The organism is Alteromonas sp. MB-3u-76 (assembly GCF_002831605.1).
GTDB lineage: Bacteria > Pseudomonadota > Gammaproteobacteria > Enterobacterales > Alteromonadaceae > Alteromonas > Alteromonas hispanica.
In genome coordinates this window covers 4,046,804-4,059,422 of sequence record NZ_CP025115.1, presented here as the reverse complement: position 1 = coordinate 4,059,422, position 12,619 = coordinate 4,046,804, and the positions used below count along the sequence as shown (strand labels likewise).

The 12,619-nt window shown below is 44.6% G+C and carries 13 protein-coding genes; 9 read left to right on the top strand and 4 right to left on the bottom strand.

Features of this window, described 5'->3' with window-relative positions:
• Positions 1 to 109: 109 nt before the first annotated feature.
• Genes CW735_RS18080 through CW735_RS18070 form a run of 3 tightly spaced genes read right to left on the bottom strand, consistent with a single transcriptional unit; the run spans position 110 to position 1,464 of the window.
• A complete protein-coding gene (locus CW735_RS18080; RefSeq protein WP_071980868.1) occupies positions 110 to 547 on the bottom strand; it encodes a secondary thiamine-phosphate synthase enzyme YjbQ in 438 nt (145 codons plus the stop codon).
• On the bottom strand, positions 537 to 1,001 hold the full coding sequence (locus CW735_RS18075; protein ID WP_071980867.1) for a chemotaxis protein CheX: 465 nt from the start codon (positions 999 to 1,001) through the stop codon (positions 537 to 539). The genes CW735_RS18080 and CW735_RS18075 overlap by 11 nt, the downstream gene beginning before the upstream one ends.
• Positions 991 to 1,464, bottom strand: coding sequence for a transcriptional repressor (locus CW735_RS18070; RefSeq protein ID WP_071980866.1), 474 nt, complete (start codon positions 1,462 to 1,464; stop codon positions 991 to 993). Before CW735_RS18070 ends, CW735_RS18075 begins: the two co-directional genes overlap by 11 nt.
• 462 nt (positions 1,465 to 1,926) lie before the next feature.
• Between CW735_RS18070 and nudC the strand changes: the two genes are divergently transcribed.
• From nudC to CW735_RS18055, 3 genes are all read left to right on the top strand, one after another.
• Positions 1,927 to 2,760 carry an NAD(+) diphosphatase gene (gene nudC, locus CW735_RS18065; protein WP_083595333.1) on the top strand — a complete coding sequence of 278 codons (834 nt, stop codon included), beginning with the start codon at positions 1,927 to 1,929 and terminating at the stop codon, positions 2,758 to 2,760.
• 309 nt (positions 2,761 to 3,069) lie between these two features.
• Complete coding sequence (hemE, locus tag CW735_RS18060; protein ID WP_071980865.1) at positions 3,070 to 4,161, top strand: uroporphyrinogen decarboxylase; 1,092 nt, start codon at positions 3,070 to 3,072, stop codon at positions 4,159 to 4,161.
• A gap of 26 nt (positions 4,162 to 4,187) precedes the next feature.
• Positions 4,188 to 4,688, top strand: a complete 501-nt coding sequence (locus tag CW735_RS18055) for a hypothetical protein (protein ID WP_100973061.1) — start codon at positions 4,188 to 4,190, stop codon at positions 4,686 to 4,688.
• 3 nt (positions 4,689 to 4,691) lie between these two features.
• Here CW735_RS18055 and queG read toward each other — a convergent pair whose 3' ends face one another.
• Positions 4,692 to 5,840 carry a tRNA epoxyqueuosine(34) reductase QueG gene (gene queG, locus CW735_RS18050; RefSeq protein WP_071980863.1) on the bottom strand — a complete coding sequence of 383 codons (1,149 nt, stop codon included), beginning with the start codon at positions 5,838 to 5,840 and terminating at the stop codon, positions 4,692 to 4,694.
• 6 nt (positions 5,841 to 5,846) lie between these two features.
• On the opposite strand from queG, the gene CW735_RS18045 reads away from it, so the two are divergent.
• From CW735_RS18045 to hfq, 6 genes are all read left to right on the top strand, one after another.
• Positions 5,847 to 7,352: an NAD(P)H-hydrate dehydratase gene (locus tag CW735_RS18045; RefSeq protein WP_071980862.1), complete on the top strand. Its 1,506-nt coding sequence runs from the start codon at positions 5,847 to 5,849 to the stop codon at positions 7,350 to 7,352.
• Between the two features lie 77 nt (positions 7,353 to 7,429).
• Positions 7,430 to 7,912 carry a tRNA (adenosine(37)-N6)-threonylcarbamoyltransferase complex ATPase subunit type 1 TsaE gene (gene tsaE / locus CW735_RS18040; RefSeq protein WP_071980861.1) on the top strand — a complete coding sequence of 161 codons (483 nt, stop codon included), beginning with the start codon at positions 7,430 to 7,432 and terminating at the stop codon, positions 7,910 to 7,912.
• Between the two features lie 56 nt (positions 7,913 to 7,968).
• Complete coding sequence (locus tag CW735_RS18035) at positions 7,969 to 9,348, top strand: N-acetylmuramoyl-L-alanine amidase (protein ID WP_100973060.1); 1,380 nt, start codon at positions 7,969 to 7,971, stop codon at positions 9,346 to 9,348.
• An 82-nt stretch (positions 9,349 to 9,430) separates the two neighbouring features.
• Positions 9,431 to 11,347 (top strand): DNA mismatch repair endonuclease MutL, encoded by a 1,917-nt coding sequence (gene mutL, locus CW735_RS18030; RefSeq protein WP_100973059.1) that lies wholly within the window; start codon positions 9,431 to 9,433, stop codon positions 11,345 to 11,347.
• A 1-nt stretch (position 11,348) separates the two neighbouring features.
• Positions 11,349 to 12,284, top strand: coding sequence for a tRNA (adenosine(37)-N6)-dimethylallyltransferase MiaA (miaA, locus tag CW735_RS18025; RefSeq protein ID WP_071980858.1), 936 nt, complete (start codon positions 11,349 to 11,351; stop codon positions 12,282 to 12,284).
• Between the two features lie 77 nt (positions 12,285 to 12,361).
• Entirely contained in the window at positions 12,362 to 12,613 is a 252-nt protein-coding gene (hfq, locus tag CW735_RS18020; RefSeq protein ID WP_071980857.1) for an RNA chaperone Hfq, read from the top strand.
• Positions 12,614 to 12,619: the final 6 nt, after the last annotated feature.

The window sequence follows — 12,619 nt, the reverse complement described above, 5'->3', positions numbered from 1 at the left end:
AGTCACATCCTGTTTTACGTTGAGTGATTATCAATTTGATAATATGTTTTTTGTGCTCAAGAGCTTGATTCTTTAAGCTATGCACAAAGCATGCCATTTATTGTGTGGGCTATGCGACTGTCCCTTGTAGTGTGGCAATAATAGTGCGTCTTCCACCGTTGTAGCGGTGTTCACCGAGCATGATACCCTGCCACGTGCCAAGTGCAAGTTTTCCTTGCTGAATGGGAACAGTAATTTGACAGCCTAATAGGCTCGATTTTAGATGTGCGGGCATATCGTCACTGCCCTCATAAGTGTGTTGAAAGTAGCGAATGTCTTCTTTTACCGTATGATTTAGAAATGCCTCCATGTCTTGTCGAACTGTTGGGTCGGCATTTTCATTAACGGTAAGACTTGCGCTTGTATGCTGTAGCCAGAGGTGAAGCAATCCTACTTCTACTCTGCTGATAGAGGGAATTGCTTCTACTATGCGATCGGTGATGAGGTGGAACCCTCTTTGATACTCAGGCAGTGTAATTTTTTCAGACTGCCATACACTATTTGTCAAAACAGATTTCCAAATGAGCCATGCCCTGATCGCACATAAAAGGTAATATGATTTTTGCGCCATCTACCTGATGGCTGATAGTGTGTTGGTGACCAGAAACAACAATAGGAGTCGCCATGCCAAACTCGTAGCCTCGTTCTGCTAAGTCTCGTTTTGCATTGCCACAAATCATGTTGGTCACTTCACCAACCATGTCGCCCACTTCTGCATCCAGTTTCTCAGGACGCTCACCTACCATACGCTCCATTATAGTTAATGCTAGAGATTCGTCGAAGGTTATTGACATTGAACCCCGCACATTCGGCCCTACCATACCAATAAGACCAGACACGTCGCCTTTAGCCACGTCGCTTTGTTTTTTCTTTGGTTTGCCTGGGGTAAGCGTGGTCTGCGCCATTGTCTCCATAACATTGAGTAAACCGCCGATAAATGGGTTTACAAAATCAGCATTCATGAACTTGCTCCTTAGATGAGACATCTTCCGTTTGTTGACATTCAGCGCAAAGTCCATGTGCTTCAATGGTTTGTTTTGAGACGCGGAAGCCATGAGCTTCAGCTTGACTATCAAGGGTATCTTTTAAACCTTCAGACTGTATTTCTGCAACATCACCACAGCTGTCACAAATCAAGAACTGAACCGGGTGATTACATCCAAAGTGATAGCAAGCAACAAACGCGTTTGTAGATTCTAATCTATGAATAAAACCGAAGTCTAACAGAAAGTCGAGAGCGCGATAGACGGTAGCTGGTTTAGCGCTTGATTCAGTTTCTTTAAGCGAGTCGAGGAGTTCATAAGCACCCATGGGTCCATGCTTTGAAAGTAATATCTCGTACACTTTTTCTCTTAATGGCGTAAATCTCGCCCCGCGCTGTTCGCAGTAGGCACGCGCCTTGTGGATCAGTGTCGTATTATTCATGAATAGCTACCGTAAACTCGACTGTTATTAACTTCATTATTATAGAGTACTCTTAGCAAATTACTTTTATTGTGCACACGCTACAAATGCAGGGTTAAAAATCACAAGGGATCTGCAGTCCTTAAGTGAAATTGAGTGACAACACAAACACTAAGCTTTAAGTCTTTATCACACTGCTTTTACGAATGGGTAAGAGCAGGGATCGTAAAGTTAAAAAATAAACTTAACGTTTTTGTCATCTAAAGCGTGATTCGTCAGTAATTTTTGATGTTTTCAGTATAACACTGTGTTTTTGTGACACCAACACGCGTCAACGAAAACTGCAATGCGTGTCTCTCTGTTTCATGTCTATTTGTTTCAATGCTATTGCGCAAGTCTTTTGTGGCGTTTAACAAGTTCTACCTCAAGCAACTCACGTGTGCTTTATGTTATCTTGTTAAAAAAATAATAAGGCTTTTACTTATGATGATTAATTTGTCTCGCTCAGATATCAACGAACGTAAAGCATTGTGGGTTATCGTTAGCCGTGAAAAGTTAGTTGTTCGCGCCAATGATGCCTCCCTCCCCAATGCGCATTTCGAAGAGTTATCTTTCTTACATTCCTACGCTGAAGATGTACACGAACTGCCGCCTCTTAACGGGTCTGCAGAAACTGAAGCTCCCGTCTATGTTGTAGATTTAGGGTCTGAATTTTTTGAAGACCCTGGCTGGGAAAGAGTTCCTTTACGACAGCTGCTTTTTACTCAGCAAAATATCGCTTTTTCAGTGCTAGGGCGTGCCTGGCAATACATCCATTTTATGCGTACCCACAAATTTTGTGGACAATGCGGTGCTGAAATGGAAAGAGTAAATTGGGAAATGGCAATGCAGTGCCACCGCTGTAAACACAGAGCTTACCCGCGCGTATCACCGTGTATTATTGTTGCGATACACAATGGGGAAAAAATTCTGCTTGCCAAAGGAGTCAGGCATAAAGAGGCGAACATGTATTCTACCTTAGCGGGGTTTGTAGAGAGCGGCGAAAGTCTAGAGGAGGCAGCTCACAGAGAAATTTTTGAAGAAGTCGGTGTTCGTCTAAAAAACCTAAGATATTTTAACAGTCAGCCATGGCCCTTTCCTCATTCGCTCATGGTGGGATTTATTGCTGAGTATGATGGAGGAGAGATTCGCTGCCAGAAAAATGAGATAGATGACGCGCAGTGGTTTGACGTTGATGCATTACCAAAAATTCCACCCTCAGTTTCTATTGCTGGGCAACTCATAGCTGAGACAGTGTCTCTTATTAAAGACAAATAATTAAGCGCAGACAAATAAAAAACCCTGCCGAGGCAGGGTTCTAATATGGTTAGCACGGTCCCTTTGAAGGGGCTTCTTTTTGATTACGTATATAGTATTAGCAAACGATTTTATGAAGTGCAAGTTAATTTAGACTTTCGTTATATTCGACGTTTTTGTCTATGGTGTATATTTTTGCAGACACTATTCATCGCACTCACTCGTTGCTCCGCCGAAAGGACGTGTTTACATTCAGGTTTTTAGCACACCAAGAGATAATTGCTGATATAATCCACTCGCTTAATTTTAATCTCAAATCAGGTGAGTAACATGTCGCAAAATATTCCTAATGTCGATAAACCAGCGTTAAAAAACGATCGTTATTTACGAGCGTTGCAAAAACAGCCGGTTGATGTAACACCAGTATGGATGATGCGACAAGCGGGTCGTTACCTACCTGAATATAAGGCAACGCGTGCTGTTGCGGGCGATTTTATGTCGCTGTGTAAAAATGCAGAGCTAGCGTGTGAAGTTACGCTTCAGCCTTTACGCCGCTTTCCTCTCGATGCCGCGATTTTATTCTCAGATATCCTTACTATTCCAGATGCAATGGGCTTAGAGCTCTATTTTGAGACAGGCGAAGGCCCGCGCTTTAAAAAGCCAATCACGTGTAAAGCCGATGTCGACAAAATTGGCATCCCTGATCCTGAAGGCGAGTTGCAGTATGTTATGAATGCGGTTCGTACTATTCGCCGTGAACTAAAAGGCGAAGTGCCCCTCATTGGGTTTTCAGGCAGCCCTTGGACGCTAGCAACATATATGGTTGAAGGTGGCTCGAGTAAAGCATTTACAAAAATCAAGAAAATGGCATTTGCAGAACCGGCTATTTTGCACACACTACTGGCTAAACTAGCAGATTCAGTGACCTCATATTTAAATGCCCAAATTGCAGCAGGCGCACAGTCGGTTATGATTTTTGACACTTGGGGCGGTGTGCTTTCGCCACGAGACTACAAAGAGTTTTCATTGCAATATATGGAACGTATTGTAAATGGCCTAACGCGAGAAAACGAAGGTAGAAAAGTTCCAGTGACACTATTCACTAAAAACGGTGGTATGTGGCTAGAATCAATTGCCGCTACAGGATGTGATGCAGTAGGACTAGATTGGACAATTGATATTAAAGAAGCCAGAGCTCGAATAGGCGACAAAGTGGCTCTGCAGGGTAATATGGACCCATCAATGCTCTATGCTCCTGCACAGAGAATTGAAGAAGAGGTATCAACTATCCTAGAAGGCTACGGCGAAGGTTCAGGTCATGTGTTCAATTTAGGCCACGGTATTCATCTTGATGTGCCACCTGAAAATGCTGGTGTATTCGTTAATGCCGTACACGAGTTAAGTAAGCCATATCACAAGTAAAAATAACAAGGTAATAAGGACACTTGATGAAACCTTGGTTTCTGCTTTTGCTTGTTTCGTTTGCTGTTATAGCTGGCTTTAAGTTTATTTCTTACAAGCAGAAGCTAGATAACTCGGCAGTGGAGCATGAGCGCCTAAGTAGCGTTCTAGGGCGCTCTCGCTCTACCCAGAATAGCGAGCTCAAGGTGGTGCGCCCTACAGTAAATATAAAGGGATCAAAAGAAAGTGCCAAGTTTGTTGATGCTGAATCAGAGTTGCGAAGCATTTTTGGGGCATCACCTCAAGCAAACCAGATTTTGTTAGACAGTATTGTGTGTTCTGAAGCCTTATGTGAGATAGACGGGGTTTTTGTCGGCACTGTCGAAGAGCTCACTGAAGTGATAAAAAACTTGCCTGCTTCGCCTACCTGGGATGTTGGAACTCTCAATTCGTCAATAAATTCGACGTCTGAAAAGTCAGTACGCTTTTCAGCGACATTTACCCCGAAATTGGGAGTTCAACCAGCGCCAACGTCAATAGGGCGGTAAAACTTATGCATCTCGCGGCAGACCCTTTTCTACCACTCTAATTAAACGTTTCTGCTGACGCGGTGCTTCATCGCCCTTCTCTTGGGTGGATTTTACATGTAGTTGTTCGATTGCCCAGTCAATGTGTCTGTCTACTTGGTTGCTCACCATTCCTCGGCGAGCGCGAAGTATCGCGATACTGTCCTCACTATATGCTGCATTGCCAATCGCTACCGCGATATTACGCTGCCACTTCTCATAACCAATGCGACGAATAGGCGAACCTAACGTATTGTGTAAAAAGGTTTCTTCACTCCATGAAAAAAGGGTAGTTAAGGGCTGGCCTTGAAGTACCTCTTTGGCGTGAAAGTCTTCCTCTTCGGTAATATCTGCATAGCGATTCCAAGGGCAAACAAGCTGACAGTCGTCACACCCATAAATGCGATTACCCATAAGCGGTCTAAGCGTTTCAGGAATATCCTCGTCCGACTCTATCGTGAGGTAGGAAATACAACGTCTAGCGTCTACCTGATAAGGTGCCACGATTGCATTGGTTGGGCATATAGTCATGCATGCAGTGCAACTTCCACAACCTTCTTCAACCGGTGAGTCGACTGGAAGAGGCAGGTTGATAAAAAGCTCACCCAGAAAGAACCAAGAGCCCGCTTCTTTATTGAGCGTTAAACTGTGCTTACCCGTCCAGCCTATTCCTGCTTTCTCTGCTATGGCATGCTCTAAAACAGGGGCAGAGTCGACAAAGGGGCGGTATTCAGTTGTACTTAACGCCTGCGTAATTTTTTCACCAAGTTGCTTCAAGCGCTTTCGAAGCACTTTGTGATAATCCCGACCGAGTGCATAACGGCTGATGTAACCAATGTCTGAGGCGTTTAAGTGCTTAGCAAAAGAGGCATCGGGAGGAAGATAATTCATTCGCACGCTTATCACCCTTAACGTACCGGGTACAAGTTCAGCGGGCCTAGCGCGCTTCATTCCATGCGACTGCATGAAGTTCATGTCACCGTGATAGCCATTGTCTAACCATGCCTGCAAATGCGCTTCATGCTGATGCAGATCAATATCGCTTATACCAACTTGCTGAAAGCCTAGCGCTGCTCCCCAAGCCTTGATATTGTGGGTCAATTCAACGAGATCGATAGAATTAATTGCGGACATATTCTCATGCTAGATACTCAACTCACGTCAAGTTTATCATACAAACTATTTAGAGCCGACCAAGTTCGCGAAAACGAAAAGACGGCCGCGGCTAATTCAAACTGCGACATGTTTACGCTGATGCAACGTGCTGGCGATGCTGTTTTTAAGCAATGCTTAGAGCTGATTCCAAACTCAGATGTTTATCTTGTTCTCGTTGGCCAAGGCAATAACGCAGGAGACGGTTACATAGCGGCCATGAACGCAAAGCTTGCCGGTAAGCAAGTTGACTTGTGTGCCATAGAGCCGGAGCGCATTTTAGAAGGCGACGCCGGTATTGCGCAAAAGCGATGGTTAGATTCTGGCGGCGAAATTAAACACTTTAGCACACAGTTACTAGACCGAGCAGACGTGGTCATAGATGGGTTGTTAGGAACGGGTATCAATAGCTATATTCGCAATGAATTTGCTGATGTGATAGATGCGATTAACAGCAGTAGTACGCCGGTGGTAAGTGTGGACGTACCCTCTGGATTAGACGCGAATACAGGGCAAAGTTTGGGGCGCTGTGTGCAGGCTGACATAACGGTTACCTTCGTTGGAATAAAGCCAGGATTGGTAACGGGGGCTGGTAAACAATCTTGCGGCAAGCTTGTGTATGCAGATTTAGGCATTGGAAACGCGTTTCAGTCATTGGCAAAGCCAAGCGCTACTATGTTGAACATTGACCATTTTAAAGGAATGGGGCCAAGAGATGTTCACAGTCATAAAGGTACTTATGGTCGCCTTCTTTGTATTGGCGGTAATAGAGGGACAGCAGGTGCCATCCGCTTAGCTGGTGAAGCTGCCTTGAGAAGCGGTGCAGGGATGGTGCGGGTTTACACTCACGAATCCTCAATTGTTCAAGTGAGTGCCGGTCGGCCCGAATTAATGGTATCCGATAGTCATTTAGAAGACGCGCTCCAATGGGCAAGTTGTGTGGTTATTGGCCCTGGATTAGGGTTAGATGCGTGGTCTGAAAGCACGTTTGCAACAACGCTAAAGCATTGTCAGGCTACTAATAAGCCCATTGTTATCGACGCAGACGCGCTTAATCTTTTATGCAAACAGTCGACAGCTTTTACCTTGTCACAGAGTATTTTAACCCCTCACGCAGGGGAAGCGGCTCGATTACTTGGCGTCTCAGTTGATGATGTAGAAAGCGATCGCTTTAATTATGCTCGTCAATGTTCACAGCGATATCATTCAGTATGCGTATTAAAAGGTGCAGGAACGCTTATTGATAATGAAAAGAGAACATGGGTTTGTCGACACGGTAACCCGGGCATGGCAACAGCCGGTAGCGGCGATGTTCTCAGCGGTATTCTAGGTGCATTACTGGCGCAAGGTGTAGAAACCGATATTGCTGCAAAATACGGTGTGGTTTTACATGCAAAAGCGGGCGACGATATTGCCCAACAGCACGGTCAACGTGGTATGATAGCGAGTGACTTTTTTGATGCAGTACGTAGCCTAATTAACCATAACCAATAGCCTGAGTGTTCAGCGCATTTAACGTAATGGCGTGTAAGGTATCTACTGCGAGGTTTATTTTAGGTGGAATAACGTAGATGTCTTACCCGCAATCCTCATTTTTTGCCAGCGATGTTGATGATACTTCACAACTTGCTCAAGATCTTGCTAACGCAGTATCGAGCCAACTCCCTTCCGATGTGGTGATTTTTCTCAATGGCGACCTCGGTGCGGGTAAAACCACCTTCAGCCGTTATTTTATTCAAGCTTTGGGTCATTCAGGTAGCGTTAAAAGTCCCACGTATACTCTAGTTGAGCCTTATGAGCTAGAGAACGTCAATATCTATCATTTTGACCTGTATCGCTTAGCAGATCCTGAAGAGCTAGAGTTTATGGGCATTAGAGATTATTTTGGTGGGGGCGCTGTGGCGCTAGTAGAATGGTCTGAAAAGGGGGGAGAGTACTTGGCTTCCCCTGACTTAGTGATTAGTATAACAATGTCGACATCGGGGAGGCAGTTTAACTTAGAGGCGACAACAGCTCTGGGTGCCAAGCTGCTCCAGCAATGTAAGCGTATATAAAAACAAAAAGCATCTCTTGTTTTAACAGCAAGAGAATGAAGACGTAAAGGCAAACTATGGTGCGCAGTGTAATAACAGTATTAGTATTGTGTTTTATGACACAATTTGTGAATGCTGCACAAAATAAAATCAGCGGCATTAGAGTCTCCCCAGATTCATCAAAAACTCGCATTGTTTTTGACATGAATGGCGCACCAGAATTTACTTATTTCACACTGAAGAAACCGCTTAGAGTTGTTATCGATTTTAAGAACACGTCTGATTCCTTCAAGTTATCTACGGTTAAAAATAGTGGCAGCCTTGTTCGAAAGCTTCGCTATTCAACACCTAAACGTGCAACCTCTGCGCGGGTTGTGGTAGAACTAAATCGCAGTGCAGAGCCTACGCTTTTTGCTATGCCACCCGAGCAACCTTATGGGCATAGGCTTGTTCTTGATTTGGCGGATAGTTTGAAAGATGGTAAGCCGGACCCGTCAACTACCGCTAACTCGTTATCGTCAACAAATACAAGTTCCTCAAAACAACGGGTTATTCTTGATGAGTCTAGCAGCACCCGAGACAGAGATATTATCGTTGCTATTGATGCTGGTCATGGCGGTCAAGATCCGGGCTCAATAGGTCCTTCCGGCACTTTTGAAAAGCACATTACGCTGAGTATTGCCAAAAGGTTGCAGGCTATGGTTGATGCAGAGCCTGGAATGCGTGCAATAATGACGCGCTCTGGCGACTACTATCTTTCACCTAATAAACGACCGGAAATTGCGCGCAAGAAAAAAGCAGATTTATTGATTTCCATTCACGCTGATGCTTTCACTCAACCCGAGCCGCGAGGCGGCTCTGTGTGGGTGTTGTCAATGCGAAGAGCGGATACCGAATTAGGCCGCTGGATGGAGCGTACAGAACGACACTCTGAATTATTAGGCGGTGCGGCAGAGGTTATTAGTGATAAATCGAGTGAACGCTATTTGGCGGAAACCATTCTCGGTTTGTCCATGGATCACTCAATGGCGACCAGTCACGATTTGGGTAACAAAGTTATAGAAGAGTTAAAAGCGGTAACCTCGCTGCACAAGAGAAAGCCTCAAGCGGCCAGCCTGGCAGTATTAACGTCACCAGATATTCCTTCAATTCTCGTAGAGGTAGGCTTTATTTCAAATCCTCAGGAAGAAAAAAATCTCAACTGGTCAAAATACCGTGAGCGATTGGCAAAAGCCATGTTTAATGCAGCAAAACGATATTTTAGACAGGTACCTCCAGACGGGACGCTGTGGGCCGCTGAAAAGGCGAAAAACAGGACGCACAAAGTACGCTCGGGTGAGTCGTTATCACTGCTTGCACAACGTTACAACGTGCGAGTTAGTCGCATTAAAGAAGCTAACAACTTAAACACCGACGTAGTGAGAATAGGGCAAGTACTCACCATACCCAGTACTTAAAAAACGCGCATTTCTCGTTCCATAGACTTTTGCCAAACAAAAAAGTCAGTAAAACGAATTTACATTCTTACAGGGGGCTTTTTTGCCTATACAACTTTTGTCTCCACAACTAGCTAACCAAATTGCCGCAGGTGAAGTGGTAGAAAGGCCTGCATCCGTGGTTAAAGAGCTTCTTGAAAACAGCGTCGATGCGGGCGCTACAAAAATAGAGATAGATATTGAAAAAGGCGGACACAAGAGAATTCGTATAAAAGACAATGGCGCGGGTATAGCAAAAGATGAACTTCAACTTGCGTTAAGTCGCCATGCCACAAGTAAAATTTCTACCCTAGACGATTTAGAACAAATTTTATCCCTTGGATTTCGCGGCGAGGCGCTAGCAAGTATAAGCTCGGTGACACGTTTAACGCTAACATCGAAGACGCAGGCACAAAGCGAAGCGTGGGAAGCCTATTGCGAGGGGCGAGATATGGCTGTAGCCATAAGGCCTGCTGCCCACCCCGTAGGAACCACAATTGATGTGGCGGATCTTTTTTACAACACGCCTGCCCGTCGTAAGTTTTTGCGTACAGAAAAAACAGAGTTCCAACATATTGAAGATGTCGTTAAACGCGTTGCGCTAAGTTACCCCCATGTTTCATTTATCCTTAAGCATAATGATAAGGTAATAAAACGCTATATCGCCGACAAAGAGGGCAGCATTGAGCGGCGAATAGCCGCCGTTGTGGGACAAAAGTTTGTGCAAAACGCGGTGCATATCAACACCCATTATGACGGAATTACTATCGATGCATGGCTTGGCAACGAGACCATGCTGAGAAGCAGTAACGATTGCCAGTTCAGTTTTGTAAACAGTCGAGGTATGCGGGATAAGCTTATCATGCACGCCATTCGCCAAGCTTATGAAAGCGTATGGGGCGTTTTAGAGCAGCCCAGCTTTGTAGTGTATTTAAGTCTAGACCCCAAAGATGTTGATGTGAATGTTCACCCGGCAAAGCACGAGGTTCGTTTCCAGCAAAGCCGTTTGGTACATGACTTCATTTGCAAAAGCGTATGCGACGCTTTGCATGCACTGAGCAATGATCTTCCCGAGCAAAACAACATTGCTAGTGCGAGTCATCAACCTAATGATTATATGACTCCAACAGTAGAGCATGGCTATATTCGTCCACTTAGCAGTGCTGATTCCACCACTTCACCTGCACATCGTGGCTCGTCGAACGATTCTTTTACAGGTTCTATTGGTTCTTCCTTTGTTCGCTCTCAAGAAGGCTTATACGGTGGCGCGAGCACCTCTGGAAATTCTCCATCGGCACCCTCATCGTCGTCACCCTCATTATCACCGTTATCATCATCGTTATCGTCGCAGGCGACACCATCCCGAGGGCGTCTTACTGATTTTCAAAGGCAAGCAAAAGGGCCTACAGCAGCTTATCAGGCAGGTTTTAATGCACTGATGACTCTAAAAGAAAGTAGCATAGATAACGATGCTTCAAACGAGCTCATGCTATCGTCGGTTAACCTCACTTCGCATCAAAGGCTTTATGTTAATCAGGGCGAGGCGTATTTATTGTCAACGGGTAGCTTAGTGACCGAATGGCTTCTTGCGCTATTTTTTAGAGCAGAACACGGGCAGCCTTTACTTATGCCTGTGGCAATTAACGCAGACGACGTGAGTAATGCTACGTTAGAAGTGCTAGCGGAATTACACTTTGATATCAACAAAGTGGCAGGTAAGTACCGGCTGCAACAAGTGCCAGCAGGCACCAGGCATTTACCTTGGATTAAATGGTTTGAATATTTTCTCTGCGCGCACGTCGATAGCGTACAGAATATTGTTGAAAATGTTGTTGTTCCCCAACAAGAGGTTGATGAACAGGTGGACAGCGCAATTTGGTACTGGTTGGAGCAGCAAAGTCAGTCTAAACAATGGGAATACATCAAGCAATTTGCTAAAGTGCGCCCGATAAATGACATATTAAGTACGTGGGGTGAATGAGATGTCAACTGGCATAGATTCTGCTTCTCAAGTACTTGCGATTATGGGGCCTACTGCGTCCGGAAAAACGTCACTGGCGTTGGATGTTGCAAAGCAGACTGACAGCGAAATTATCAGCGTCGACTCTGCCTTGGTGTACAAGGGAATGGACATAGGGACTGCAAAACCCACAGCGCATGAGCAGGGGGCAGTTAAGCATCACCTTATCGATATAATTGACCCTAAAGATAGCTATTCAGTGTCGCAATTTGTCAACGATACGACGAGGCTGATTGGCGAAATTCACGAACGGGGCAGGCTACCTATTTTGGTAGGTGGTACAATGATGTACTTTAATGCCTTGATAAATGGAATTTCGTCACTACCTAAGTCAAACGATGTTATTCGCGAACAGATTAATCGTGAGGCTGAGCGCTCTGGGTGGTCAAGTCTGCATGCAGAATTAATGAATGTAGATAAGGTGAGTGGTGAAAGAATTCACCCAAACGACCCACAGCGAATCACTCGTGCTCTTGAAGTGTATCGAAGTACAGGTAAAACCCTGACACATTGGCAAGAGCAAGAGGGTGAAAAATGCCCATATGAAATAACACAATTTGCTATTGCCCCTCAAGATAGGGCTATACTGCATGAGCGCATTGAGCGTAGGTTCGATATGATGCTAGCAGAGGGCTTTGAAAGGGAAGTGAAAAAGTTGTACGAAAGAGGTGATCTTAATGAAGGTTTGCCGTCTGTTCGTTCTGTGGGTTACCGGCAGATGTGGCAATACTTCGAAGGTCAACTTTCGCGATGTGAAATGCGTGAACGAGGTATTATAGCAACAAGACAACTTGCTAAAAGGCAGCTTACTTGGCTGCGTGGTTGGCAAGATGTGACGTGGTTAGACACATTTGCTAACGATAATTTGACTAAAATTGCAGCAAAAGTCACACTCTAAATAGGTGAGTGTGTTATATAATAGACGTGCAGCGGTGTGAAAAGACGCCCGCTAATAATAAAAACTAAGGATTACAAATGGCTAAAGGGCAATCATTACAAGACCCATTCTTGAACGCTTTGCGCAAGGAACGTATTCCAGTATCTATTTATCTGGTAAACGGGATTAAACTTCAGGGACAGGTTGAATCATTTGATCAGTTCGTTATTTTGTTAAAAAACACTGTTAGTCAAATGGTTTACAAACATGCAATATCAACCGTTGTTCCAGCACGTGCTATCACAATGCCAAGTACAACAGGAGATTCTGAAAATAATAAAACTGAATAATTTAAA

Excerpts from the sequence above, each read along its gene's own strand:
- CW735_RS18075 (WP_071980867.1), bottom strand. The coding sequence starts at position 1,001 with ATGAATGCTGATTTTGTAAACCCATTTATCGGCGGTTTACTCAATGTT.
- CW735_RS18070 (WP_071980866.1), bottom strand. The coding sequence starts at position 1,464 with ATGAATAATACGACACTGATCCACAAGGCGCGTGCCTACTGCGAACAG.
- nudC (WP_083595333.1), top strand. The coding sequence starts at position 1,927 with ATGATGATTAATTTGTCTCGCTCAGATATCAACGAACGTAAAGCATTG.
- hemE (WP_071980865.1), top strand. The coding sequence starts at position 3,070 with ATGTCGCAAAATATTCCTAATGTCGATAAACCAGCGTTAAAAAACGAT.
- CW735_RS18055 (WP_100973061.1), top strand. The coding sequence starts at position 4,188 with ATGAAACCTTGGTTTCTGCTTTTGCTTGTTTCGTTTGCTGTTATAGCT.
- queG (WP_071980863.1), bottom strand. The coding sequence starts at position 5,840 with ATGTCCGCAATTAATTCTATCGATCTCGTTGAATTGACCCACAATATC.
- CW735_RS18045 (WP_071980862.1), top strand. The coding sequence starts at position 5,847 with ATGCTAGATACTCAACTCACGTCAAGTTTATCATACAAACTATTTAGA.
- tsaE (WP_071980861.1), top strand. The coding sequence starts at position 7,430 with ATGTCTTACCCGCAATCCTCATTTTTTGCCAGCGATGTTGATGATACT.
- CW735_RS18035 (WP_100973060.1), top strand. The coding sequence starts at position 7,969 with ATGGTGCGCAGTGTAATAACAGTATTAGTATTGTGTTTTATGACACAA.
- miaA (WP_071980858.1), top strand. The coding sequence starts at position 11,349 with ATGTCAACTGGCATAGATTCTGCTTCTCAAGTACTTGCGATTATGGGG.
- hfq (WP_071980857.1), top strand. The coding sequence starts at position 12,362 with ATGGCTAAAGGGCAATCATTACAAGACCCATTCTTGAACGCTTTGCGC.